Source organism: Kribbella kalugense, assembly GCF_004365875.1.
GTDB classification, from domain to species: Bacteria; Actinomycetota; Actinomycetes; order Propionibacteriales; family Kribbellaceae; genus Kribbella; species Kribbella kalugense.
In genome coordinates, this window is the sequence record NZ_SODF01000001.1 from 3,622,649 (window position 1) to 3,646,758 (window position 24,110).

22 protein-coding genes are annotated in these 24,110 nt (G+C 66.7%); 7 read left to right on the forward strand and 15 right to left on the reverse strand.

The window, feature by feature from the left end:
- Window position 1 precedes the first annotated feature (1 nt).
- Complete coding sequence (locus EV650_RS16945) at window positions 2-712, forward strand: 2OG-Fe(II) oxygenase (RefSeq protein WP_134119706.1); 711 nt, start codon at window positions 2-4, stop codon at window positions 710-712.
- On the opposite strand, the gene EV650_RS16955 is transcribed toward EV650_RS16945, so the two are convergent.
- From EV650_RS16955 to EV650_RS16975, 5 genes are all read right to left on the reverse strand, one after another.
- Window positions 632-1,501: an alpha/beta fold hydrolase gene (locus EV650_RS16955; protein ID WP_202874566.1), complete on the reverse strand. Its 870-nt coding sequence runs from the start codon at window positions 1,499-1,501 to the stop codon at window positions 632-634. The two genes, EV650_RS16945 and EV650_RS16955, sit on opposite strands and share 81 nt — an antisense overlap.
- A 279-nt stretch (window positions 1,502-1,780) precedes the next feature.
- Window positions 1,781-3,067, reverse strand: a complete 1,287-nt coding sequence (locus EV650_RS16960) for an ApeA N-terminal domain 1-containing protein (RefSeq protein WP_134119707.1) — start codon at window positions 3,065-3,067, stop codon at window positions 1,781-1,783.
- 475 nt (window positions 3,068-3,542) lie between these two features.
- A complete protein-coding gene (locus EV650_RS16965) occupies window positions 3,543-4,388 on the reverse strand; it encodes a carbohydrate ABC transporter permease (protein WP_238174236.1) in 846 nt (281 codons plus the stop codon).
- Complete coding sequence (locus tag EV650_RS16970; protein WP_134119709.1) at window positions 4,385-5,263, reverse strand: carbohydrate ABC transporter permease; 879 nt, start codon at window positions 5,261-5,263, stop codon at window positions 4,385-4,387. Before EV650_RS16970 ends, EV650_RS16965 begins: the two co-directional genes overlap by 4 nt.
- Window positions 5,263-6,648: an extracellular solute-binding protein gene (locus EV650_RS16975; RefSeq protein WP_134119710.1), complete on the reverse strand. Its 1,386-nt coding sequence runs from the start codon at window positions 6,646-6,648 to the stop codon at window positions 5,263-5,265. The genes EV650_RS16970 and EV650_RS16975 overlap by 1 nt, the downstream gene beginning before the upstream one ends.
- A 166-nt stretch (window positions 6,649-6,814) precedes the next feature.
- Here EV650_RS16975 and EV650_RS16980 point away from each other — a divergent pair, with 166 nt between their 5' ends.
- The gene (locus EV650_RS16980) at window positions 6,815-7,828 is read left to right on the forward strand and encodes a LacI family DNA-binding transcriptional regulator (RefSeq protein WP_134119711.1); all 1,014 of its coding nucleotides are present in this window, start codon (window positions 6,815-6,817) and stop codon (window positions 7,826-7,828) included.
- Here the strand turns inward: EV650_RS16980 and EV650_RS16985 are convergent.
- Both EV650_RS16985 and EV650_RS16990 read right to left on the reverse strand, forming a co-directional pair.
- Window positions 7,786-9,675 carry a glycoside hydrolase family 127 protein gene (locus EV650_RS16985; protein WP_134119712.1) on the reverse strand — a complete coding sequence of 630 codons (1,890 nt, stop codon included), beginning with the start codon at window positions 9,673-9,675 and terminating at the stop codon, window positions 7,786-7,788. The two genes, EV650_RS16980 and EV650_RS16985, sit on opposite strands and share 43 nt — an antisense overlap.
- A gap of 53 nt (window positions 9,676-9,728) precedes the next feature.
- A complete protein-coding gene (locus EV650_RS16990) occupies window positions 9,729-10,352 on the reverse strand; it encodes an SGNH/GDSL hydrolase family protein (RefSeq protein WP_134119713.1) in 624 nt (207 codons plus the stop codon).
- A 24-nt stretch (window positions 10,353-10,376) separates the two neighbouring features.
- On the opposite strand from EV650_RS16990, the gene EV650_RS16995 reads away from it, so the two are divergent.
- The 3 genes from EV650_RS16995 to EV650_RS17005 all read left to right on the forward strand — a co-directional run bounded on the left by EV650_RS16995 (window position 10,377) and on the right by EV650_RS17005 (window position 12,638).
- A complete protein-coding gene (locus EV650_RS16995) occupies window positions 10,377-10,820 on the forward strand; it encodes a GNAT family N-acetyltransferase (protein WP_134119714.1) in 444 nt (147 codons plus the stop codon).
- 2 nt (window positions 10,821-10,822) lie between these two features.
- Window positions 10,823-11,692, forward strand: a complete 870-nt coding sequence (locus EV650_RS17000; protein ID WP_134120117.1) for an LLM class flavin-dependent oxidoreductase — start codon at window positions 10,823-10,825, stop codon at window positions 11,690-11,692.
- A gap of 70 nt (window positions 11,693-11,762) precedes the next feature.
- Window positions 11,763-12,638 (forward strand): formylglycine-generating enzyme family protein, encoded by an 876-nt coding sequence (locus EV650_RS17005; RefSeq protein WP_500778893.1) that lies wholly within the window; start codon window positions 11,763-11,765, stop codon window positions 12,636-12,638.
- Here the strand turns inward: EV650_RS17005 and EV650_RS17010 are convergent.
- The 6 genes from EV650_RS17010 to EV650_RS17035 all read right to left on the reverse strand — a co-directional run bounded on the left by EV650_RS17010 (window position 12,622) and on the right by EV650_RS17035 (window position 19,386).
- Window positions 12,622-13,845, reverse strand: coding sequence for an MFS transporter (locus EV650_RS17010; protein ID WP_134119715.1), 1,224 nt, complete (start codon window positions 13,843-13,845; stop codon window positions 12,622-12,624). The genes EV650_RS17005 and EV650_RS17010 overlap by 17 nt on opposite strands.
- Window positions 13,842-14,309: a MarR family winged helix-turn-helix transcriptional regulator gene (locus EV650_RS17015; RefSeq protein ID WP_134119716.1), complete on the reverse strand. Its 468-nt coding sequence runs from the start codon at window positions 14,307-14,309 to the stop codon at window positions 13,842-13,844. The genes EV650_RS17010 and EV650_RS17015 overlap by 4 nt, the downstream gene beginning before the upstream one ends.
- Window positions 14,310-14,385: 76 nt before the next feature.
- The gene (locus tag EV650_RS17020; protein ID WP_134119717.1) at window positions 14,386-15,582 is read right to left on the reverse strand and encodes an MFS transporter; all 1,197 of its coding nucleotides are present in this window, start codon (window positions 15,580-15,582) and stop codon (window positions 14,386-14,388) included.
- Window positions 15,583-15,626: 44 nt separating this feature from the next.
- The gene (locus EV650_RS17025; RefSeq protein ID WP_134119718.1) at window positions 15,627-16,610 is read right to left on the reverse strand and encodes a TolB family protein; all 984 of its coding nucleotides are present in this window, start codon (window positions 16,608-16,610) and stop codon (window positions 15,627-15,629) included.
- Complete coding sequence (locus EV650_RS17030) at window positions 16,607-17,806, reverse strand: MFS transporter (RefSeq protein WP_134119719.1); 1,200 nt, start codon at window positions 17,804-17,806, stop codon at window positions 16,607-16,609. Before EV650_RS17030 ends, EV650_RS17025 begins: the two co-directional genes overlap by 4 nt.
- The gene (locus EV650_RS17035; protein WP_134119720.1) at window positions 17,806-19,386 is read right to left on the reverse strand and encodes a discoidin domain-containing protein; all 1,581 of its coding nucleotides are present in this window, start codon (window positions 19,384-19,386) and stop codon (window positions 17,806-17,808) included. The genes EV650_RS17030 and EV650_RS17035 overlap by 1 nt, the downstream gene beginning before the upstream one ends.
- Window positions 19,387-19,552: 166 nt before the next feature.
- Here EV650_RS17035 and EV650_RS17040 point away from each other — a divergent pair, with 166 nt between their 5' ends.
- Window positions 19,553-20,524, forward strand: coding sequence for an aldo/keto reductase (locus EV650_RS17040; RefSeq protein ID WP_238174238.1), 972 nt, complete (start codon window positions 19,553-19,555; stop codon window positions 20,522-20,524).
- 84 nt (window positions 20,525-20,608) lie between these two features.
- Here EV650_RS17040 and EV650_RS17045 read toward each other — a convergent pair whose 3' ends face one another.
- Window positions 20,609-21,634, reverse strand: coding sequence for a LacI family DNA-binding transcriptional regulator (locus tag EV650_RS17045; protein WP_202874570.1), 1,026 nt, complete (start codon window positions 21,632-21,634; stop codon window positions 20,609-20,611).
- A gap of 31 nt (window positions 21,635-21,665) precedes the next feature.
- Between EV650_RS17045 and EV650_RS17050 the strand changes: the two genes are divergently transcribed.
- The gene (locus tag EV650_RS17050) at window positions 21,666-23,171 is read left to right on the forward strand and encodes an alpha-N-arabinofuranosidase (protein WP_238174239.1); all 1,506 of its coding nucleotides are present in this window, start codon (window positions 21,666-21,668) and stop codon (window positions 23,169-23,171) included.
- Here EV650_RS17050 and EV650_RS17055 read toward each other — a convergent pair.
- Window positions 23,155-23,973: a MerR family transcriptional regulator gene (locus EV650_RS17055; protein ID WP_134119723.1), complete on the reverse strand. Its 819-nt coding sequence runs from the start codon at window positions 23,971-23,973 to the stop codon at window positions 23,155-23,157. The two genes, EV650_RS17050 and EV650_RS17055, sit on opposite strands and share 17 nt — an antisense overlap.
- Window positions 23,974-24,110 lie beyond the last annotated feature (137 nt).

Genomic DNA, 24,110 nt, shown 5'->3' on the forward strand with positions numbered 1-24,110 from the left:
TATGGACAAGTACGAGCGACGAGTAGCCGGAGCCGACTGGGACGCGGTGACCGCCGAGGTGAACGACCTCGGCTGCGCCTTGCTGCCGCAGTTGCTGACGTCGACCGAGGCCGTCCGGATCGCGGCGCTGTACGACGAGGTGAAGCGCTTCCGGGCCACGATCGACATGGCCCGGTACCGGTTCGGCGAAGGTCAGTACCGGTACTTCGACCGGCCGTTCCCTTCAGAGATTGAGGCCTTGCGGCAAGCGCTGTACCCGCGGCTGCTGCCGATCGCGCGCGACTGGTATACCAAACTCGGCCGCGAGCCGGAGTGGCCGGACACCCTCGACGAGTGGCTCGACATCTGCCACCAAGCCGGCCAGACCCGGCCGACCCCGATCCTGTTGCGGTACGGCGCGGGTGACTGGAATGCACTGCACCGCGACCTGTACGGCGACAAGGTGTTCCCACTGCAGGTCGTGATCAACCTCAACGACCCCGGGGTGGACCACACCGGCGGCGAATTCCTCCTGGTCGAACAACGCCCCCGAGCCCAGTCCCGCGGTACCTCAACCCTCATCCCCCAAGGCCACGGCCTGGTCTTCACCACCCGCGACCGCCCGGTCAAGTCCACCCGCGGCTGGTCAGCCTCACCGGTCCGCCACGGCGTCTCCCCAATCCGCACCGGCCACCGCCACACCCTCGGCCTCGTCTTCCACGACGCCAAGTAGCCCAAAAGCATCCGCGCCGCCTTCACCCTCGCGGTTGCTGTCGCGGTTGCTGTCGCGGTTGCTGTCGTGGTCGTGGTCGTGGTCGTGGTCGTGGTCGTGGTCGTGGTCGTGGTCGTGGTCGTGGTCGCCGAGGAGGATCTCAGCGACCGCCGCCGGCGCCTCGTTCATGGCGTCGTGACGGGTCGGGAGGTCGTGGACCTGCCAGTCGGGATCGGCTTGAAGTCGGTCGCGAAGTGGACCGAACGGCGTCTGGTCTTCCCACCCCGAGCAATAGACGAACTCGCGACGAGGCACCTGAGCGACGGCACCTGTGAGCCGGATCGTCTGCATGAACGACGCCAGCGGATGCGGCCGTCGGCGCGGATCACGGTTGCCCGGCGGCTGGACGGAGTACCCGGTAGCCGCCGCACCGGCCGCGAACACTCCCCGGAAGTAGTCGTTCGTCGCCGACCAACACGATTCACCGTCGTGCGGAACGTAGGCGTCAAGATGCACCATCCGCGAGACCCGCCCGCCGGCACGATCCGCGGCAGCAGAGATCACCATCCCGCCATAGCTGTGCCCGACCAACGTCACGCTCGTGAGCTGCGCCCGATCAAGCAGCCGCAGTACGTCGTCCGCATGCGTATCGAGGTTGGCGGAAGCAACCGTCGCAATGTCGTCCTCTGGCCCCAAACCGGTCAACGTCATGGCGTGCACGTCATGCCCGGCCCCCTCCAACAACGGCACCACCGCCTCATACGCCCAAGCCCCCTTCCACCCGCCCGGCACCAACACAAACGTCGCCATTTCTCTCTCCTGACCTCGACAACCTCCAAGCCAGTCTCACCAACCCACCCCCTGGCCCACCACCGCTAGAAAGCCAACCAATACCCATCCCCCGCCAACAAAGGACGCCACTCCGCGGCGGCAGTTCTGTTGGCCGCCTTCGGCGGCAGAGCCAGCGTCTACCCGTCTGAACGCGGTCGGGCGAGTGTCATGTGGACGAGGTATCTGCGTCGACCCTGCGCCGGTCTCCGCACTGGCTTCGCGAAATCGCTGGCACGCTCGAGGCGTACGGCGAGGGGCTCAGAGTCGGGCGACTATCTCGCTGACCGAGGCTGTCATGATCTCGAATCCCGAGCTTCCTTCCACGCGTTCGATCGCCGGTCTAGCGGTCGGGATCTGCGAGAGCAAACACAAGACGATCAACCAGTAGACGGAGTCCGCCATGTGCCGGTAGTGGTCAACGTTCGACGACGGCCGCTGACTCCGGTTATGCGCATGCTCGTGCCGTTCTTCCGTCAGGAACTCGCTCCACTTGTCAACGCTTGCAAGTCCAGCCTCGAATCGGGGCCCAGCTAGCTGGGCAAGATGGATCAACCTGGCTTTCAGCGGGGTCCTCCCGGGCAGGTCAGTGAGGTCGCGATGCAGACCTTCTGCTGCGGCTACCGCGTTGAGGAGCCTGTCCTCCGAGTACATCCCTGTCGGGCGTCTGACTGCCATGATTCGAGCCAACGTGCTTCGGTGGTCCGCTGCCAACGAGAACCAGGACCGCAATCCCGGTCCACCACCAATGTCGACGTAGCTGAACGCTATGTCAGTTGGAGGCAGGTCGTACGCGCCCTCCGTGACGATCCATCGTCCGAAATGGTCGATAGAAACCCGCTCGGACTTCGAGTCGCCGAGATCCTGAACTACATCGGGATGACTGAACTGGACCTTGGTATAGGCACTCGGCCGATCGATTCCCATCGACACGAGATCCTGAATGTCACTGGCGATCTCGAGCAGCTCCGCCTTCGGCACCACGGAGCTTAGCTTGATGAGCATGCCGAACGACTGCCACAACGTCAGTTCGCGGGGAACATGGCTCCGCTGGCCGAGGTTGTGTGTGATGTCCAGATCACCGAAGTCAGTCTTCACTGTCTCCCGACCGAGCCACTTTCCCTCAATTGTCGCAACCCACACCCCGTCGACGTGCTGTGCGCCATCTGAGGTGATCCCGTTCCGTCCGAGCCATGAGGCCAAATCCTCAAGCTCGATCATCATCCGATCGAACGCAATCTCTTCATCCGCGGAGAAGTGAACGTTGGTGTAGACCTCGCCGACACTCCAGGTCGATACGCCGAGCCCCGCCGGCGCGAGTACCGCGGCGCCCTTGCGGTTCGTCTCGAAGCAGCGCTCGAGGGTATAGGCGTGCTCTTGTGATTTCCCCAGGAGCCTGACGTAGCCCGCGGGCCGGCCCGTCAGACCCAAAACTCCATCAAGCCGAAGACGCCCACGCGAGTCCGGATCAAAGGTCAGCGCACCATGAACCTCGTTCTCAGGCTCGGTGGCCAGCCAGAACGTCCCGACGTCATCAAGCCTCTCCACACCAGCGATGCTAGGCCCACTGCCTCTTCTTGATGCGTCCCGCAGCCGACTCCCCATTCGCCCTCGCCGCCGAAGGCGGCCAACAGAACAGCCGCCGCGAGGCGGTCACCGATTGCCGCACCCACCACACGATTCCCGCGCGTTGCGCGACGCGGAGTCGACGTTAACGACATGAGGTGGTCCCGTCCGGACCAACCCTCCCCGCCTGAACCGGTCGCCGAACCGCCGTCGCAGTCCACTACCTCATGTCCTTAGCCACCGCGATCACCTCGCCGTTGGCGCCCCCGTCCACCTGGGGCTGGCCAAATCACCTGCAGCCGAGACCACATCCGTCCGCGCCGCCGAAGGCGGCCAACACAACAGCCGCCGCGAAGCGGTGTCCGATCGCCGCACCACCACCAACCACAACCGAGCCCGAGCCCGCGTACGCCGCCGGAGGCGGGCGACAGGAGAGGGGTTGTGGGGCGGTGGCTGGTTAGCCTTTTACGCCGGTGAGGGTTACGCCTTCTACGAAGTAGCGTTGGAGGACGAAGAAGATGAGGATTATGGGGAGGATTACTACCAGGGACGCGGCCATCAGGAAGCCCCATTGGGCGGTGTAGGTGGATTGGAAGCCGGCCAGGCCGAGGGCGAGGGTGAATTTGCTGTCGGAGGTCAGGTAGAGGAGCGGGCCGAGGAAGTCGTTCCAGACGCCGATGAAGGTGAAGATCACCACGACCACGACGACCGGTTTCGACAACGGCATGATGACCGCCCAGAAGACCTTCCACGGGGTGGCTCCGTCGATGTACGCCGCCTCGTCCAATTCGTACGGGATGGTCAGGAAGAACTGCCGGAACAGGAAGATGTTGAACACCCCGCCGCCCGCCCCCGCGAACCACGCCGGCACGGTCAGTGGGATGAACGTGTCGAGCGCCCCCACCGATCCCCACATGACGAACGTCGGGATCAGCGTCACGGCGTACGGGAGCATCACGCCCGTCAGCAGCAGCCCGAAGATCAGGTTCCGCCCACGCCAACGCAGCCGCGAGAAGCTGAACGCCGCGAGCGCGCACGTCAGCACGGTCCCGGTGACGACGAGCACCTCGATGATCATCGTGTTCAGGAAGTAGCGGGCGAACGGCTGCGAGCTGAGTGCTCCACTGAAGTTCGCCCACGCGAACGGTCGCGGGATCCATTGCGGCGGTGACACGAAGATCTGGTTGTCATCCATGAATGCGCTGCGGACCAGCCAGGCGAACGGCGTGACCATGATCAGTCCGCCCGCGGCCAGCAGGATCCAGACCGCGGTACGGCGAACCAGCGAGCCTTCTCGAATCACCGAGCCGCTCCCATCTCGTAGTACACCCATCGGCGAGCGTTCCGGAACAGCAGCACGGTGATCACCAGCACGATCACGAACAACACCCAGGCCAGCGCGCTCGCGTAGCCGATCTCGCTGTCGGTGAACGCCTTCGTGTAGAGGTAGTAGATGTAGAACTCGGTCGCGTTGTTCGGCCCGCCCTGGGTCATGATGTAGGCCTGGTTGAACACCTGGAACGTGCCGATCGTGCCGGTGACCAGGTTGTAGAAGATCGTCGGCGTCATGAACGGCAGCGTCACGTGCCGGAACCGCGCCCACGTCCCGCCGCCGTCGATCGCGACCGCCTCGTACAGCTGCCGCGGTACACCCTGCAACCCGGCCAGGAAGATCACCATCGCGTTCCCGAAACCCCAGGTGCTCATCAGGATCAGCGACGGTACGGCGCTCTGCTCGCCGTAGATCCAGCTCGACGTCGGCAACCCCGCCTGCCGGAGCATGCTGTTCAGCAGACCGAAGTCAGGGTTGAAGATCCAGATCCACAGCACCGAGCTCGCCACCGCCGGCACCAGCGTCGGCAAGTAGTAGATCGTCCGCCACAACCCACGGCCCCGGACGCCTTGGTTGACCAGCATCGCGACCACGAACCCGACCAGCAGCGTCAGCGGTACGACGCCGAGGGTGTAGTACGTCGTGACGTTGAGAGACTTCCAGAACAGCGGATCGTGGGCCAGCTGGTGATAGTTGCCCAGGCCAATGAATCGAGCGGGCGCACCGATCTGCCAGTCGGTCAGGCTGAAGAACAGCGACGCGATCATCGGCCCGATCGTGAAGATCAGGAACCCCAGGATCGCCGGTGCCGCCAGCAACCATCCCCAGCGTCGTTCTGCTCTCATCAGCTGCCGTTGGTGGGATACGTGCCCTGCAGGAGACTGCCGTTCAGCTTCGACGCGAGCGGCTTCAGTACGTCGGCGGCCGGGGTCTTGCCCTGCTGGATGACCTGGATGGCCGGCGTCAGCACCTTGTCGATGGCATCGATGTTGCGCAGCTTCTGGTAGAAGTACGGCGCCGAGTTGTTGATCGTGTAGTCGACTCCGGCCGTCTTGTACTCCGCTGGATGCGCGTCGTTCTTCGTCCAGACGTCGATGTCCTTCGGATCGGTGTAGTACCGCTTCTCCAACGGCATCCAGAGTCCGGTGCTGAACAGGTCGACCTTGGTCGGGTTGTCGTGGAACAGGTACAGCTCGACCGCCTCCTGCTCGTGCTTGGTCGAGGAGAAGATCGCGGTCGCGCCGCCCAGCGTGATCGTCATCGGCTTGTCGTACTTCGGCAGCACACCCATACCGAACTCGAGCTTGCCCTGGGCCAGATCCAGCAGCGTCCACTGCCCGTCGATCACCATCGCGACCCGGCGGGTCTTGAGCTGCACCGTCGTACTGGGCGCGTTGTTGCCCAGCTGAGCGGGTGTCGGCGCGACTCGGTGCTTGTACATCAGGTCGGCGAGATTCTGGAACACCTCGATCGCCTCGGGGCTGTCCAGCATCGACTTACGCCCGGTGTCGTCGGCGAAGTTGATGCCGCGGCTGAGGAGCAGCGGTTGGTATACCGTCGGGCCGAGGCCCGCGGAAACGCCGTACTGCCGGATCCGCTTCGGGTCGAAGCCGTCCTCGTCGGGGTGCTTACCGTTCTGGTCGAGCGTTAGTTTGTAGGCGTTCTGGACGAAGGTGTCCCAGTTCCACGCCTTGTCCGCCTCGGCCGGCGGGGTCTCGACGCCGGCGTCCTTCAGGGCCGCTTTGCTGTACCAGAGCGACATGATCTCGTTCGCGCTCTGGGTGCCGTAGGTCTTGCCCTTGTCCCACCAGAAGTACGTGCCGGGCAGGCGGTTGGCGAGGTCCGGGTACTTGTCGAAGTACGGGTAGAGGTTGACGAGCTTGCCCTGCTCGGCGAGGCGGTAGCCCATCGGGCTCTGCATGTAGCAGAGGTCCGGCTGCCGGTTGCTGGCGACCAGGGCGTTCAGCTTGGTGTCGTAGTCGGCCGGCGTGAAGACGGGTTTGACCGTCACCCCGGACTTCTCCTGCCCGAAGGCCTTGAGCATGTTCGTGATGGCCTTCTGCTCCGCGGTCGAGCCCCAGAACATGAACTGCAGCTGCTTGGCCTCGCCGCTGGAGCCGGAGCCGGACCCGCCGTCACCCAGCGACTTCCCGCTGCAGCCGGCGAGCCCGGCGAGTCCGGCCAGTCCGCCGAGCTGCAGCGCCCGGCGCCGTCCGATCGTTGCTGACATGAGCCCTCCTCGGGCGATGAACACGGCCACCGAAACACGGCGGCAACATGTTTCCTGACAATAGGAGCGGAGCCGAAATCGGTCAAGAGTCAACGTTGTAACAGGAACGAATCGGCCGCCTCGGCAGGTATGGTTGTTTCCGGAAACATCGTTATGGGGAGGTCGGTTGAGCCAGGAACGGCGGGCAACGGTCAGGGACGTCGCGGCCAGGGCGGGGGTGTCGCCGGGCACGGTGTCGAAGGCGCTCAACGGCACCGGCCAGATCAGCGAGGCGACCCGGGAGCGGATCCGCCGGGCCGCCGAGGAGATCGACTTCCGGCCGAACGCCTTGGCCCGCAGCGTGTTCGAGCGGCGCAGCTACACGGTCGGGATGATCACCACCGACAGCTTCGAGCGGTTCAGCGTGCCGGTCATGCTCGGCGCCGAGGACGCGCTCGGGGCCGGCCGGATCTCGGTGTTCCTCTGCGACAGCCGCGGCGACCCGATCCGCGAACGGCACTACGTCGACGTGCTGCTCGGCCGCCGGGTCGACGGGTTCATCGTCACCGGCCGCAACTTCAATCGCCGGCCTCCGTTGGCGGGCGCACGCGACGTACCCGTCGTCTATGCGCTGACTCCGTCGGCCGACGACAACGACTGCTCGGTCGTCGTCGACGACACCGCCTCCGGACGCCTCGTCGCCGAGCACCTACTCCGGATCGGCCGGACGAAGATCGCCCACGTCACCGGACCGGAGCGCTTCGACCCCGCACGACGCCGTCACGCCGGCCTCACCTCGGCGCTAGCCGCGGCCGACCTCGAGCTGACTGGCATGGCGATGTACGGCGGTTGGACCGAAGCATGGGGTCGTCAGGCGACGCACATCCTGTTCCGCGAGAACCCGGATATCGACGCGATCCACTACGGCAGCGACCTGCTCGCTCGCGGAGGCGCCGACGCCCTAAGGGAGCTCGGCCGCCGCATCCCGGAAGACGTGGCGATCACCGGCACAGACAACTGGGAGTTGATTGCCGAAGGCGCCCGTCCGCCACTGACCTCAGTGGATCTGCGGCTCGCCGACGTCGGCCGGGTGGCCGCCCAACGGTTGCTCGACGCAATCGAGGGACGACCACACTCGGGTCTCGAACAAGTGCCGTGTCAGCTCGTCGTCCGCGCCTCCACCGACGAGACCGCGGGCTGATACGGGAGCCAAACCGTCATCGGTCCGACGTCACGGTTGGCCCATTGATAGTAGGGCAGGGCAACGATCTGTACGGCGGCACCCAACGCCGCCGGTACGTCGCTGTAGAGGTCGTACTGCGGTTGCCAAACGGCGCCGCGCGTGGTGATGCGGTCGGTGCCCGGGACCTCCTCCAGCGTCGTGCCGGTCAGGACCAGGTCGTCGACGGGTACGGTCTGGTCGGTCTGCTCAACGGCGTACAGAAGCGGCCCGCGGCATATGGCGACCGAGCCGCGAATCCCTTCCACTCGTGGGTGTCCGTGCACGAGACGCGGTGCCATCGGGAGGTTGAGGACGATGCGATCCCCGGCTTGCCAGGCCCGACGGATCGTGGCGTAGCTGCCCGCAACGCCGGGGACGACCTCGTCTCCTACGGTGAGCTCGGCGCCGACCGACCAGGCCGGGATCCGCAGGCTGATCGCCGTCTCGGCCGGTTCATCGACGGTGATGACGACGCGTCCCGACAGCGGGTAGTCCGTGGTCACGGTGAGGTGAAGCCCGGCTCCTGTGATCGAGCCGGCGGCGTACTGATGGATCTGCAACCCGCGTTCATTGCTGGTGGCAACGTAGTGCTGCAGTGAGGCGAACGTGCGCATCAGGTTGGTCGGGCAACAACTCGTCCCGAACCACGGCTGCCGACCGTTGCCCGGAGCCCGCTTGTCCGCATCGTCGGAGTCGGCCCGGACCTGCAGCGCATTGACATAGAAGTACTTCGACCGATCGAGCGAAACCCCTGGCAGTACGGCGTTGTACAGCTGCCACTCGATCAGATCGGCGTACTCTGCCTTGCCCGTTGCCAAAAGCAACCGCCAACTCCATTGCAGGCTCGCGACCGCCGCACAAGTCTCGCCATACGCGACGTCATTCGGCAGCTCGTACGGATTGCCGAACGACTCACCGTCCCAGCGACTGCCGAGGCCGCCGTTGACGTACATCTTCGTCCGGACCATGTTCTGCCACTGCGTCTCGAGCGCCGCGAGCAGCTCGGCATCGCCGGTCTCGATCGCGACATCGGTGGCACCGGCGGCGAGGTAGATCGCCCGCACGGCGTGACCTTCGGGCGTAGTGGTTTCCCGGACCCGGATCCGGTCGGACAGGTACGCGGCGCGGCCGGGGTGGCCCGGGGCAAGGATCGAGCGGCCGTGTGCATCGACGAAGTACTTCGCCTGGTCCAGATAGCGCTGCTCACCCGTGGTGCGATACAGCTCGACCAGGGCCAGCTCGGCGACGGGATGTCCGCAGAACCCTTCACGCTGCCCCGGCCCGGTGCCGAATGTCCGATGCAGGTGGTCACCGGCCCGGCGTGCGACATCGAGCAACGCGGTCCGCCCGGTCGCCCGGTACTGCGCGACCGCGGACTGGATCATCGCGCCCATGTTGAAGATCTCGTGGTCGAAGTCGAGCTTCCCGTACCGCTCGTCCCGCTGGCCCGACTGCACGAACGTACCGAGGTACCCGTCGTCGTCCTGCGCGTCCGCGATCAGCGCCGTCCGGGACTCCAGCCAGTCGGCCAAGCGCGGATCCGAACTCCGGCCGGCCTCCCACGCGACCGCCTCGAGCCATTTGTACGCCTCGCCGTCCTCGTAGTTCGGCCCGTGGTACTCCGCATCCTTCACCCCCTTGGCGACAACGCGGAAGTTGTCCCACTGCTCCTCGAGATGCTCGGCGCCCTTCGGGATCGAGACCGTCCCGTTGGTCGCCTGCAGGTCGCCGAGGAAGCTGCCCGCGAGTTGTACGTCGCGCAGGCCGAGCGGGCGCAGCGCGGTAGCCGCTACCGGCGCGGCCGGTCCCTGAGATGTCGTCGTCACCGCCCCATCGTGACAAGCACGGGACGGTTAGGCAACATGTTTCCGTGTTTTCCTTACGTCGCCAGTTCGGTGCAGATATCCCAGGCCGCCTGTTGGAGAAGAGCGGTGTCGAGGCCCTTGACCGGCACCTCGATGCCGACCGGGTCCTCCTGCAGGAGCGCGATCAGGAACACGCAGGCCGCGAGATAGCTGCCGGCCAGAGCCGGGTGACTGTTGTCCTTGTCGTGCAGGGCGGGCTGATCATGAGTCGCGAGGAACCGCTCCCAGACCGTCCCGACCGGGATCAGACTCGCTCCCAGTTCGACCGCAGCCCCGCCGTATGCGTCGGTCAATGCCTGCTGAGTCTCCGGTGCGTTCCGCCGCGCCCAGGTTAGGTAGAACGCCGTACGCGCGCCGGCCGCCCTGATCGCCGCGTCGAAGTCGCGCGCGCTCTCCCGGAAACGCGCCGGGCTCTTGATCGGCAACGTGCTCTGCTCCTGCAGTACGACGGTGTCGAAACCGCCGCTCGCGATCGCGTCGAGCGCCTTGCCCGCGTTGAGATGTTGCCGCAGCGACGCCCCGCCTGCCGAGATCAGCTTGTGCTCGATCTCGATCCCCCGCGCGCCGGCCAGTCCCTTGATCAGCCCGGGCAGGTTGTTCCGCGAGGTGAAGCTGTTACCCACAAAGAGAATCCGCACAAAGTCGGACGTTACTATGCCCGGATGACGGATGGGCTGCGGATTGTGCCGGTGGTGGACGACGCGCAGGTGCTGGATTGGCAGCGCGTGCACAACGAGATCATCCCGACGGCGCCGTTGTCGGTCGCCGAGATCCGCGAGCGGCTGACGCGGAACGTGCTCGAGGTGGCGTACGACGGAGACGCGCTGGTGGGCTGCTCGACCGTACGGCCGCCTTCGGACGAGACTGCGGCCGCGGTGGTGATCGCTCGCGTGCTGCCGGCGTACCGGCGTCGTGGCTTCGGCTCGGCGATCTATCAGCACTGTCTGGACCGGGGGCGACAACTGGGCGACGGGATCGAGACGCACATCCTCGCCAGCAACGAGGAGGGACTGCGGTTCGCCAAGGCGCAGGGGTTCGTCGAGGTGGAGACGTACCTGCTGCCGGGCGACACGATCCCCTTTGTCGAACTACGGTTGGCCGAGTGACTATGCGCTTCTCGATCAACATTCCGAACTTCGGGGACTTCGCCGACGCCCACACGGTCGCTCGGGTCGCAGCCGCGGCCGAGGAGGCAGGCTGGGACGGGCTGTTTCTGTGGGACCACGTCGTACACAGCAAGGAGCAGCGGCGCGGGCAGCCGTTCGGCGACCCGTGGATGCTGATGACCGCGGCCGCGTTGGCCACGTCGCGGATCAAGCTCGGACCGCTCGTGACTCCGGTCGCGCGGCGGCGGCCTGAGCAGCTCGCGCGGCAGGTCGCCACGCTGGACTCGATGAGCGGCGGCCGGGTGATCTTCGGCGCGGGGCTCGGCGGACCGATCGAGGACGAGTTCGGCAGCTTCGGCGACGAAACCGAGCCGAAGGTGCTGGCGGAGCGGCTGGACGAGGGGCTCGACCTACTGAGCGCGTACTGGTCCGGCGAGCGGGTGAACCATGCCGGGAAGCACTACCAGGTCGATGACGTGGAGTTGCTGCCGGCAACGGTTCAGCGACCACGGCCGCCGGTCTGGATCGCCGGCTACTGGCCGCGAAAGGCTCCGATGCGCCGGGCCGCGCGCTGGGACGGCGCCGTACCGCTGTTCAAGAGCGCGAACCACGGCGAGGCCCCACCGGTCGAGGAGCTACGCGAACTGGTGGCGTTCATCCAGGAGCAGCGCGAAGACCGGAGTACGCCGTACGACGTGATCGTCGGCGGGATCAGCCCGGCCGACCCGGCCGCGTCCCGCGCGCTCGTCGAGCCGCTCGCCGAAGCGGGCGCGACCTGGTGGGACGAGCGGCAACTCATCCGCGGCAAGGACTTCTACCGCCTCGATCCGGTCCTCCGCCGGATCGAACAAGGCCCGCCAGCCCTTGCCTAAGCTTGGCGGTGTGAGCGACTCCTGCTGTGCGCCGTCCCGGGGTGAGGTGTCGGCGCCTCCTCCGGTTCCGGTGGAGCGCGGTCAGCATGGGGTCGAGCAGGTGGTGCTCGAAGGCGGCGCGTTCGCGATGGGCAACAGCAACGGCGATGAGAACGACGGCGACGGCGAGACGCCGGTGCACACGGTCGAGTTGGCGCCGTACAGCATCGACGCGACGAGCGTGACGAATGCGGACTTCGCCCGGTTCGTCGACGCGACCAGTTACCGGACCGAGGCCGAGACGTTCGGGTACTCCGCGGTGTTCCACCTCGCGCTGGCCGCCGAGCCGGACGAGGTGATGGGGCCGGCGTCCGGTACGCCGTGGTGGGCCGGAGTACGCGGCGCCGATTGGAGACACCCGGGTGGTTCGCGGTCCGATCTGGACGGGCTCGACGAGCATCCCGTCGTACATGTGAGTTGGAACGACGCGGTCGCGTACTGCAAGTGGGCGGGACGGCGGCTGCCGACGGAAGCCGAGTGGGAGTACGCGTCCCGCGGCGGTCTGGACGGGGCGCGGTACCCGTGGGGCGACGAGCTGATGGACGACGACTGGCGCTGCAATATCTGGCAGGGCGAGTTCCCGCGGACGAACACCGAGGAGGACGGCTTCCTCACGACGGCGCCAGTACGCACCTTCCAGCCGAACGGCTACGGGCTGTGGCAGATGGTCGGCAACGTGTGGGAGTGGTGCTCGGACTGGTTCGGCCCGCGGTACTACAAGTTCTCCCCCGCCGAGAATCCAGTCGGACCGTCGCTCGGCGCGGCCCGGGTGATCCGCGGCGGCTCGTACCTCTGCCACGACTCGTACTGCAACCGCTACCGCAACGCCGCCCGCTCCTCCAACACGCCCGAGTCCTCAATGGGCAACGCCGGCTTCCGCACCGTCGCCGTCACGCGTCCTGAGTGACCGCGGGCCGTCGCAACCCCGGCGTACTGACGGCCACCGCGGCGACTGCCGCGACACATAGCAGCGCACCGGAGGCGAGGGAGGCGACGGGTGAGGTGAGTTGGGCGACCACTCCGCCGCGAAGGTTGCCGAGGTCGGGGCCGGCCTGGCCGACGATCTGCTCGGCGGCGCTGACTCGACCGAGGAGTTCGGACGGCGTGTGCAGCTGAACGATCGTGCTGCGCGAGACAACCGCGACCGTGTCCGCGGCGCCGGCGACAGCAAGACAGACTAACGCCAGCCACGGCGCCGGAGAGAACGCGAACAACAGCAAGGCGACTCCCCAGGCCGCCGAGCCGCACAGCATCACCACGCCGTGCCGCGGCAGCCGCGTGAACGAACCAGAGAACAGCGACGCGGCCACCCCACCGACGGCGATCGCCGTCAGGAACAAACCGAGCGTCCGCGGGTTGTTGCCGAACCGCTCCGCGTTGATCACCGGGAACAGACTGATCGGCATCGACAACACAGTCGCAGCCAGATCGGTCACCAACGCTCCACGAATCACCGGCGTCGCCACCACGAACGTCAGTCCGTCCCATACCCCGCGCAGCCCGGGCTTGGCGGTTCCCTCGAGTTGCATCCGCGGCAGCCCGAGTACGCCGTATAGCGCGGCGAGGAAGCTGAGCGCATCGATCAGGTAGCAGACGCCGACGCCCCAGGCGCCGATGATGACCCCACCGAGCGCCGGACCGACCAGCATCGCGCCCTGGAACCCGATCCGGTTGAGCGCGATCCCCGCGGCGAGCTGCTCGCGGGACAGAAGGTGCGGCAGGACGGTCCGCGCCACCGGACCGGAGGTCGCACCGAACGACGCCTGTACGGCGACGAGGCCGAGGAGGACGCCGACCGGTACGTGGCCGATCACCAACTGGCTGGCCATCACGGTTGCCGTGAGCAACTGTCCGCAGGTGGTGATCAGGTAGATCCGGCGCCGTTCGAGCCGGTCGACCAGGGTGCCGGCGAACAGGCCGAGCACGATCAACGGCAGCGCCTGCGCCAGACCGACCGCACCGGTCCAGGCCGGGCTCGAGGTCTGGTCCCAGACCTGAAACATCACCGCGACGAACGTCAACTGGCCGCCGAACCCGGACAGCACCTGCCCGATCCACAGCCGCCGGTAGGCCACGACTCGCAGCGGGCCGAGGTCGATCAACGTGCCCTTCACTGCAGCTTCTCGGCGATACGGTCGTAGAAGCTCTTCTTGGCCAACGCTTCCTCGATGTCACGGACGACCTGGGTCATCGGGTACGGCAGCTCGGCCTCGAGCTCCGCGATCGCAGCCTCAGTCGCCCGCCACTCGGCGGCCAGCAACTCGACGATCTTCTTCGACTTGGCCGTGAGCGTGACCTGCTTGCTGCGCGCATCCGCACCGGGCACGGTCCGGACCAGGCCGGCGGTGCGCATCGCGGACACCTTCTGGCTGAGCGCCGAGTGGGTCCGCCCGATCGTGTCGGCCAGCTCGGTGATCGTCATCGGGCCCTTGAGGTGCAGCTGGAGCAGCTCACGCACGTACGTCGGCTTCAGGCCCTTGATCTCCCGATCGGTGTAGATCCGGCCGATCTCGCCGTCGATCCGGGCCAGCAACTCCTGCAGCGGCCGCCATTGACTCTGCTCGGTGGGGTCGTCCATTCCTGGATTGTAACAGCACTTATATAAGTGCTGTTGGGTTGGGTGGGCGGACCGCCACGCAGGCAGAACCCCCTCTCTAGGCCGCTGCGCGGTCGATATCCACCACTTCTGCATGCGTGGCGGTCCGCCTCTGGCGGATCCACACCGCGGCAACAGTCGCCGACACGACGCTGATGGCGGACAGGGTGGCGAAGCCGTAGCGGGTGTCGGTGTGGTTGGTGACGACCGAGGCGACGAGCATGACGGCGACGGTCGCGGTCAGGCCGTAGCCGTTGGCGACGCCGAACGCGTGCCCGACCCGCGACTCGTCCACCGAAGTCATCAGCAGCGACCGGGTAGCGATCCTCGCCTGGCCGAACACGAACGCTCCGACCAGCACGAGCCCCATCAACGCCGGTACGCCGAACAGTGGTTGCAGGACCAACAACCCCGTACACAGAAGGAATCCACCGACTGCCAGTCGCAAATCGCCGAACCGCAGCGCGGATCGCCGGTAAACGGCCGCCGCGAGCAAGAACCCAGCTCCACCCACGGCGTCGACCACGCCGAGAACGGCCGGCCCTCGATGCCACTCCCCTACCAGCAACACGGGAAGCAGCGCGTTGAACACCGTCACGACCACCAGTCCTTGACCGAACAGCAGCGCCAGCGGGGCGAGCGGCAGCCCGGTCCGCCTGGTTGCTTGCGGCAACTCCTCGAGCGACTCAACCGGACGGCGCCGCGAGCCGACTCGCAGCACGAGTACGGCGGAGATCGCGAAGGTCAAGGCGTTGAAGGTGAAGAGCGGCTTCGGACCGAAGTACTGGAGGGCGACGCCACCGACCGATGCGGACAGGAGCATGCCGCACTGCAGGGCGATCTCGTAGTGGGCGTTGAAGCGACGGAGCTGGGCCGCGGGAATGCGTTCGCGGATCAGCGCTGCGCTCGCCGGAGTGAACTGGGCGGCGATGACCGCGAGAGCGAAGTTGGTTGCGTAGACGAGCGGTTGCTGGGAGACCCCCAGAGCGAGGCCGATCGGGAGTGCGAGGGCGGCCGCTGCGCTGACCAGGTCGCAGGCCACCCACAGCCGGCGCCGGTCGAAGCGATCGGCGAGACGACCGAAGTACGGCGAGAGGACGGCCTGCGGTACGGCGACGGCGATGAAGAGCCAGCCGACGTCCAGCATCGAGCCGTGCGCGCGGACGAGCAGCAACGCGGCGCCGAGCAGCTGGATGTTGTTGCCGAGGGACGTGATGAAGGCTGCGGGCAGCAGCAACCGAAGTCTCGAAGTCACCTGGTGAACGATGCCAGCGAAACCTGACAATCTATGGCAGTGATTCAGTAACCGAGTGAGGGTGAGGTTGCTTCCGGGATGAGGAGTTTGGGTGGTGTGGTGAGGCCGACGGACCAGATGTCGAGGGTGTTCCGGGTGTTGCGGACCGGGTAGACGAGGGTGGAGTTGCCCTGCCAGACGGGTTGGTCGTCGATGGAGCGGCTTTCGGGTGGGTGGGTGATCTGGTGGGTGGCGAGGTCGAGGACTGCCAGCCGCCAGGTCCCGGTTGCGACCTTCTGCTTGTAGGCGATGCGCCGGCCGTCGGGTGACAAGGACGGGCACTCGACGTTCTCGGCGATCGCGGTGCCGCGGTACGCCCGGTAGTCCGCCTCGATCAGGTAGGTCTTCCCTTTGCTGCCGAGCGTCACGTAGAAACGGTTGCCGTCAGCACCGAACGTGATGCCCCAGTAGTTCAGGTCCGAGGCGAAGTACCGCTTCCCGTGCACGAAGACCGCGAGCTCCTCGATGGTCTTCACCAAGCGCCCGGAGCCCACCTCGTACAGGCCGGTCCGGGTGGAGAAGCCGGTCGCGGCGTACGAGTCGCCGGTGACGAAGAGGGTCCAGTTCACGATCCGCCCGTCCGGCGAGACCCGGGCCCGGCTCGGTGTCCCCGGCAACGTCTCGCGATGGCGTTCGCGCAGGTTCGCATCCAGCACGATCATGTCTGTCAACGGCGGCAGCGAGCCGGGCTTCAGCCGCAGGCAGATCGCCGTACCGCGGGCCGCGGCGAACCGGTCGCAATGCAGCTCCCCCACCCGCCGGGCCGCAGCGGGATCACTCATCGGTACTGCGGCCAGTTTGCCGGAGTCGGGTCCGTCGGCGAGGTTGCGGAACAACATGGTCTGCGGGTCGAGCTTCATCGGCTGACCAGTGACGACGGGTACGGCGTTCTCGGTCGCGCCGCCGGTGCGGGCCTGGACGACGTACGTGATCGCACCACCGAGAAGCGCGAGAACGGCGACCGTGGCGAGGAGGAGTCGGCGGCTCATCGGCGTACCTCAAGCGGTTTGAAGACGGCTGCTGCGATGGTGACTGCCAGCAGGGCGAGCGTGATGGCGAGGATGGCGGGACGGAGGTCCCAGAGAGTCCAGAGCACGCCGACGGTGACGGCGGCGGCCATTCGGGCCAGTGCTTGGCCGGTTTGCAGAACGGCCAGCCCGCTGGCTCGGAGGTGTTCGGGGAGGAGTGGGCCGACGGCTGCGGGGAGTACGCCGTCGGTGGCGGCGTAGAAGGTGCCGTGGAGGGCGAGGACGAGCCACCAGCTGCCGACCGGGCCGCAGATGACCAGTAGGGCGAGGACCAGAGCCAGGTGGCCGCCAAGGAAGATCTTCCAGCGGCCGATGCGGTCACCGAGGCGGCCGAGAGGGACGGCAAGCAGGAGGAAAGTGCCGGCTGTGCCTAGTGGAAGCAGGGGGAAGACGTTGATGCTGACGTCCCAGCGGCGTTGTACGGCGAGGTAGACGAAGGAGTCGGTGATCGTGAAGAGACCGAGCCCCGCCGCCCACAGGCAGCACCGGCGGAAGTCCGGGTCACGCAGCAAACCGAAGACCGGCAACTGAGCTGATCTCGGTGACGGTGGTGAGTGATCGCGGACGAAGGTGGTCAGGAGGATTACAGCGCAGGCCGCCAGGCAGAAGCTGGTGACGAAGACTGAGTTGTAGTCGCCGAGACTGGCCCACAGGACCGCCGTGGCGACCAGCGGACCGAGGAAGGCACCGACGGTGTCCAGCGCTCGGTGGACACCGAACGAGCGGCCCATCGTCTCCGCCGGGCTGCTCAACGAGATCAGTGCATCGCGAGGCGCGGTCCGGATCCCCTTGCCGGCCCGGTCGATCGCGAGGACCGCGCCGATCGCCGGCACCGTGGATCCGGCCGCCAGGAACCCGAGTTTCGAGATCGCCGAGAGCGCGTAGCCGATGCCGGCGACGGCTTTCAACCGTCGCCAGCGATCGGCCGCATGTCCGCCGACCAGCCGCAGTACCGCGGTCGCTCCGGCATACAGACCATCGAGCAAGCCGAACTGCAGCGGGTTCAGCCCGAGCCCGAAGACCAGGTACAGCGGCAGGATCGCGGTCACCATCTCGGCCGACACATCGGTCACCAGACTGACGATGCCGAGGGCAACGACGTTCGCGGGGACCCGCCGCAGTGGCGTTCGGAGCGGGCCGACGGACGCGAGGTACATCAGTGGCAGGTGTACGTCGGGCTGCTGTCCAGGACCTTCCCGTCCAGGCCGATCAGCTGACTGGTGAAGGTCGTGTCGGTCATCGACAGCTTCAGCACGCCGTAGTCCGAGATGATCTTGGCGGTCGCGGGATGCGCGGCGTGCACCGGGTACAGCGGCGCTCCGCCCATACCGCCGATGATCTGCATCGGCCCGTTCGGATCCGGATCGCCGTTCGCGTTCTGCGGCAGGAAGCGTTCGTAGTGGTGGTCGTGCCCGTTCAGCACCAGGTCGGCCTTCGCGGACACCAGCGTCTGCCACAGCGGAGCGGCGTCGGGGTTGTCGCCGTGATCACCGGAACTGAAGCGGGGATGGTGGTAGTACGCCGCGATGCAGCCCTTCGTGTTCTTCGCGAGGTCCTGCTTCAACCAGGTCAGCTGGGCCGGTTCACGCAGGTCGTCCTCCTTCACGAAGTCGTTCGAGTCGAGCGCGATGAAGTGCCAGTTGCCGAGCTCCCAGCTGTAGTAGTTCTTCCCCTGCGGGGTCGCGATCGAGCCGAAGTACTTGTGGTACCCGTCGTACGGAACGTCGTCATACGTCTCGTGGTTGCCGGGGATCGGGTGCGTGATGTTCTTGAACTTCCCCCACGTCTTCGCGTAGTAGTTCTGGAAGTCCGACAAGTGCGCGTCGTCGTACTGGTTGTCGCCGATCGTCAGCACCGCGGCCGGCTTGATCGCCTCGACCAGCTTCGCGGTCTTCGGATGGACGCAGCTCGAGTCGGACGCCGTACAGCGGTCGGCGATGTCTCCGGCCGCCGCGAGCACGAAACTGCCGTTCCCGCCCGCGCTGGTCGTGACCGTGATCGCGTCACTCGCCGCGGACACGTTGCCTGCCAGATCCCGCGCCCGCACCGAGTAGTGGTACGACGTGTTCGCGGTCAACCCGGTGTCGTTGTACTGCGGACCGGGCGTCGACGCGACGACGCTGCCATCACGCAGTACGTCGTACCCGCTCACTCCCACGTTGTCCGTCGAGGCGGACCAACTGAGGGCGACCGAGGTGGCCGTGGCGCCGGTGCTCTTCAGGCCGGTCGGGACGGTCGGAGCCTGGGTGTCGCCGGTCGAGTCCGTCGCGCCGTAGGCCTCGAGCTCCCACAGCGAGTAGCCGTACGACGTTGCGCGCTGCGTGCCGACCAGGCGGAGGTACCGGCCGTGCGCCTGCAGGCCGGTCAGGTCGTCGGTCGCACCGTTGCCATTCGCAACCTCCTTGACCGGCGTGAAGGTTGTCCCGTCGTCGGAGACCTCGATCCGGTACGCCTTCGCGTACGCGGCCTCCCAGCTGAGCTTGACCCGGCCGATCGTGGCCGGCTGGCCGAGATCGACCTGGATCCACTGCGGATCAGAGCCTTCGGCACTGGCCCAGCGGGTCGACGCGTTGCCGTCGACCGCACGAGCCGCGGCCAGCGTGTCACCTTCGATGCTCGAGGCAATGACCGGTTTGCCCTGCGACAGCAGGGTGTCTGCGAACGTCTCGGCATCGGCGGCGGATCCACCGAGGGCGGCGAGCAGACCGATCGGGAGCACCAACGCAAGTAGGCGCATTCTCATCATGTACCTCCGGGGGCGCGGAGCAGAATTGTTAGGAAGGTTACCTAACAGTTGCCGGACGGTAAACCCTTCGGATCATTTATGCGCCGAGTGCATCAACTTGGGGCAAAAGATTCATTGGACGGATGAAGCGGTGGCTGGTTGGGTCGACGGTATGGATATGCGCACATTGGGACGAGTGGGGATCGAGGTCAGCCCGGTCGGTTTCGGGTGCTGGGCGATCGGCGGTCCGTTCAGCAATCCGGCCGGGGAACCGTTGGGTTGGGGTGTGGTCGACGACGACGAGTCGGTGCGGGCGATCCGGCGGGCGGTCGAGCTCGGGGTGACGTTCTTCGACACCGCGGACGTGTACGGCGCCGGCCACAGCGAACGCGTTCTCGGCAAGGCGCTCGCCGGGATGCGTGATCAGGTGGTGATCGCGTCCAAGTGGGGCAATACGTTCGACGAGTCGACCCGGGTCATGCACCAGCAGGACGCGACACCGGAGTACGTTCACAAGGCTGTACGCGCTTCGCTCGACCGGCTCGGGACCGACTACCTCGACCTGTATCAGCTGCACTTCGACACGACCGACGAGCTCGCGTTGCCGCTGCGTGAGGCCTGCGAGGAGCTCGTCCACGACGGGCTGATTCGCGGTTACGCGTGGAGCACCGACACGTTGCACAGCGCGGAGCTCTTCGCCGAGGGCACGTACTGCGTCGCCGTCCAGCACGAGGCGAGCGTTCTGCACGATGCGCCGGACTTCTTCGCGCTGTGCGAGCGCGAGGACCTGGCCAGCATCAACCGGACCCCGCTCGGGATGGGGATCCTCGGCCGCCGCGACGCGAGCACGCCGGCGACCGGGGCGGACATCCGGACGATGCCGCCGTCCTGGCTGCGGTACTTCGACGAAGGCGGCATACCGGCTCCCGAGTGGTGGGACAAGGTGTCCGCGATCCGCGACGTACTGCAGAGCGACGGGCGGACGTTGGCGCAGGGGGCGTTGGCCTGGCTGTGGGCGCGGAGTCCGCGGACGGTGCCGATTCCCGGCTTCCGGACGGTCGAGCAGGCCGAGGAGAATGCCGGCGCGATGGCGTTCGGACCGCTCAAGAACGAGCAGCTGGCTGAGATCGCAAAGCTGCTGGCGGGCTGACTTTACAGTCGGGGCAAGGTTCTGAAGCCTTGCCCCGACAGTGTGTTTATCGATATACCTATCCTCGTGCAGAGGCGACCCGAGTCAGGCGAGTGGCTTCGTCGTGCCGCGGGTGACCAGCTGCGCCGGTACGACGACCTCCTGTGGATCACCGATCGCCCCGCCGTTGATCTGAGCCATCAGCAGCGAGGTGATCGCGTCCGCCATCGCGTCGTGACCCGGGTTGACCGTCGTCAGCGACGGGACCAGGTACGCCGCTTCGTCGATGTCGTCGAACCCGACCACCTGCACCTCCTCCGGCACCCGCAGTCCCGCGTCGACCAACGCCCGTACGGCGCCCATCGCGAGCACGTCGGTCAGCGCGAACACCGCGTCGAAGGCGATCCCGCGATCACGCAGCGCCCGGATCGCGTCGTACCCGTCCTGCAGGCGAAACTGGCAACGGACGTTGAGTTCCGGGTCGATCGGAAGGCCGGCGTCGGTGTGCGCGGCCGCGTAGCCCTCGGCCCGGAGCGCGGGCATCGTCGCGGAGCCGTCCGGATCACCGCCGATCATCGCGACCCGGCGAGCGCCGGCGGCGAGCAGGTGGGCGGTCGCCTGCCGGGCGCCGTCGACGTTGTCCATCATCACGTGGTCGAAGCGCGACGGCAGCGGCCGCTCCCCGATCATCACCACCGGCGCGTCGGTGCGGAGCTGACTGAGTTCGGCCGGGTCGGTGTCGACCACGCTCAGGATCAGGCCGTCGTACATCCGCAGCCGGGAGAACGCGACCGCGTCCAGCTCGCCCTCGCGGCTCGCGCCAGTGCGTTCCATCACGATCCGCAGGTCGTGCGCCTCGAACCGGTCAGCGAGTCGGCCGGCCAGCTGGGCGAAGTACGGCCGCTCCAGTTCCGGTACGGCGAGGCCGATGACGCCGGTGCGGCCGGCGCGGAGATGGCGGGCGGCCAGGTTGACCTGGTATCCGAGCTCGCCGATGGCCGCGAGCACGCGCTCACGGGTCTCGGCGCCGACGCGCGGCCGGCCGTTGATCACGTTCGACACGGTCATCGTCGACACCCCGGCGAACCGCGCGACATCAGCCATCGTCACCACGGTCGAGGGCTTTCTCATGCCGACCACTGTAGGGAACAAGGAGGGCCTAGTGCCTGAAGCTTCGACATCGCGGGTCGTGATCGACCTCGACGTACCCGGTCCGACCATCAGCCGGCACCTGTACGGCCACTTCGCCGAACACCTCGGACGGTGCATCTACGGCGGCTTCTACGTCGGTGAAGACTCGCCGATCCCGAACGAGGGCGGCATCAGGCTCGACGTGGTCGAAGCGCTGCGGGCGCTGGACATTCCGAACCTGCGCTGGCCGGGTGGCTGCTTCGCGGACGAGTACCACTGGCGGGACGGCGTCGGGCCGAAGGCTGACCGTCCGTCGATGGTGAACACGCACTGGGGCAACGTCGAGGAGAACAACCATTTCGGCACCCACGAGTTCATGGCATTGTGCGAGCTGCTCGGCGCGGCGCCGTACGTGAATGGCAACGTGGGCAGCGGGACCGTGCGGGAGATGAGCGAGTGGGTCGAGTACCTGACCCGCGACGGCGACAGCCCGATGGTCCGGCTGCGGAAGGCCAACGGGCGGGACGATCCGTGGCGCGTCCCGTTCTGGGGCATCGGCAACGAGGCCTGGGGTTGCGGCGGGAATCAGCGTGCCGAGGCGTACGCCGACCTGGCCCGGCAGTACTCGACGTTCCTCAGGGATCACGGCGACAACAAGCTGTACCGGATCGCGGCCGGCGCGTCCGACGACGACCTCGCGTGGACCGAGGCGTTGCTGAAGGCGGTCAGCTGCTTGGGTTGTGGACGGGAGCCGAACAACATCTTCCAGGCGATCTCGATCCACTACTACACAGTCGCGGGGACCTGGGAGCAGAAGGGCAGCGCGACCGACTTCAATCTGGACGACTACTACCAAACATTGCGGAAGGCCCAGGGCATCGAGCGGATCATCAGTGCGCATTCGGCGTTGATGGATGCGTACGACCCGGACCGGAAGATCGGCCTGGTGCTGGACGAGTGGGGCACCTGGTGGGACGTCGAGCCGGGGACGAACCCGGGCTTTCTGTATCAGCAGAACGCGATGCGGGATGCGCTGGTGGCGGGCGTGCACTTCGACGTGTTCCATCGGCACGCTGAGCGGTTGGTGATGGCGAACATCGCTCAGACGGTGAACGTGCTGCAGGCGATGCTGCTCACCGACGCCGACGGTGGGCTCGTCCGAACGCCGACGTACCACGTGTTCGAGATGAACAAGGGGCACCAGGACGCGGTCGCCGTACCGACGCATGTGGTCGAGCAGCCTTTGTACGACTCGATGGAACTGGTGTCGGCGTCCGCTTCGGTGAAGGACGGGCGGGGGCTGGTGTCGGTCAGCAACCTCGATCCGGTTGCGCCGCTGGACGTCGTACTGGATCTGCGGGGTGCGGCTGTGCGGGAGGCGGCCGGACGGTTGCTGACGGCATCGAAACCGCAGGCGTACAACACGGTGGATCTGGCGGCGGTGGCTCCGGTCCCGCTCGCGGTGGAACCGGAGCCGCGCGGTCTGCGGGTGACCTTGCCGCCGCATTCCTTTGCGACGGTCAGTTTGGTTTTGTGACCGCGATCTGGAACTCGTGCACCCAGTTCGCCGGGTTGTCCGGGTCGAACTCGAGGTTGACCTCCCGCGCATAGCCGTGACTGCGGTAGCCGTTGTCCTCGATCCACTTGGCCAGCGTCTGCATGCTGCGATCGGCCTCCATCATGTCGCCCTTGTGGACGATGGTGGCAGCTTGCGTGATCTCGGCCAGTTCGAGGACGTCGAGGTCCTTGGCTGTCTCGCTGTTGACGGGTACGGCGGCGTGCACGCGAACGGTCTCTCCGTCGGCGGCCTCGTAGTACGCGATCGAATTGCCGCTGGGGTGCACGCCCGCGGCGCCGAGTCGTTCGAAGAGCTGGCCGAACAGTGGTTGAAGTACGGGACCGATGTCCTCACCGTCGTAGCTCGGTGAGATCGCGGACAGTTCGGCGACCCGGGTCGGGGCGATGTGCTTCAGAACGACGTCGTCGGTGGGCATGTGGCCTTCCCTCTCGATGAGTCGGAGCCTCGCCTCGACACTCGTCAACCGGGCGGTACTGCGGGCGAGGTCGTCCTCGAGCTGAGCCTGCCGTAGCCGGAGCATGCCGCGCAGTTCCTCGGCGGACAGCTTCGCGTCGACGATCTCGCCGACCTGTTGGAGGCTGAACCCGAGGTCCTTGAGCGCGACGATCCGGTTCAGCCGACGGAACTGGTCGGCCGAGTAGAACCGGTACCCGGTCACCTCGTCGACGACCGCCGGCCGTAGTAGGCCGAGTGCGTCGTAGTGCCGCAGCATCCGCGCCGACACCTGACCGAACGCGGCAAAGTCTCCGATGCTGAACATGCCCCCACCCTCCCCCTTCCCACAGTGTCAAGGTCAACTCCCGGGACCTTGAACACCCTTTCGGGGCCTGCAACAGGAAATAACCTGTTCAACGTCCCCGCGGGGTGTTCACACCACCCGGAACTGACCCGCCGGCA

What these genes read in the sequence shown, in the direction of transcription:
- EV650_RS16945 (WP_134119706.1), top strand. Translation starts at nt 2, where the DNA reads ATGGACAAGTACGAGCGACGAGTAGCCGGAGCCGACTGGGACGCGGTG.
- EV650_RS16955 (WP_202874566.1), bottom strand. Translation starts at nt 1,501, where the DNA reads ATGGCGACGTTTGTGTTGGTGCCGGGCGGGTGGAAGGGGGCTTGGGCG.
- EV650_RS16970 (WP_134119709.1), bottom strand. Translation starts at nt 5,263, where the DNA reads ATGAGAGCAGAACGACGCTGGGGATGGTTGCTGGCGGCACCGGCGATC.
- EV650_RS16975 (WP_134119710.1), bottom strand. Translation starts at nt 6,648, where the DNA reads ATGTCAGCAACGATCGGACGGCGCCGGGCGCTGCAGCTCGGCGGACTG.
- EV650_RS16995 (WP_134119714.1), top strand. Translation starts at nt 10,377, where the DNA reads ATGACGGATGGGCTGCGGATTGTGCCGGTGGTGGACGACGCGCAGGTG.
- EV650_RS17000 (WP_134120117.1), top strand. Translation starts at nt 10,823, where the DNA reads ATGCGCTTCTCGATCAACATTCCGAACTTCGGGGACTTCGCCGACGCC.
- EV650_RS17015 (WP_134119716.1), bottom strand. Translation starts at nt 14,309, where the DNA reads ATGGACGACCCCACCGAGCAGAGTCAATGGCGGCCGCTGCAGGAGTTG.
- EV650_RS17025 (WP_134119718.1), bottom strand. Translation starts at nt 16,610, where the DNA reads ATGAGCCGCCGACTCCTCCTCGCCACGGTCGCCGTTCTCGCGCTTCTC.
- EV650_RS17030 (WP_134119719.1), bottom strand. Translation starts at nt 17,806, where the DNA reads ATGTACCTCGCGTCCGTCGGCCCGCTCCGAACGCCACTGCGGCGGGTC.
- EV650_RS17035 (WP_134119720.1), bottom strand. Translation starts at nt 19,386, where the DNA reads ATGCGCCTACTTGCGTTGGTGCTCCCGATCGGTCTGCTCGCCGCCCTC.
- EV650_RS17040 (WP_238174238.1), top strand. Translation starts at nt 19,553, where the DNA reads ATGCGCACATTGGGACGAGTGGGGATCGAGGTCAGCCCGGTCGGTTTC.
- EV650_RS17045 (WP_202874570.1), bottom strand. Translation starts at nt 21,634, where the DNA reads ATGAGAAAGCCCTCGACCGTGGTGACGATGGCTGATGTCGCGCGGTTC.
- EV650_RS17055 (WP_134119723.1), bottom strand. Translation starts at nt 23,973, where the DNA reads ATGTTCAGCATCGGAGACTTTGCCGCGTTCGGTCAGGTGTCGGCGCGG.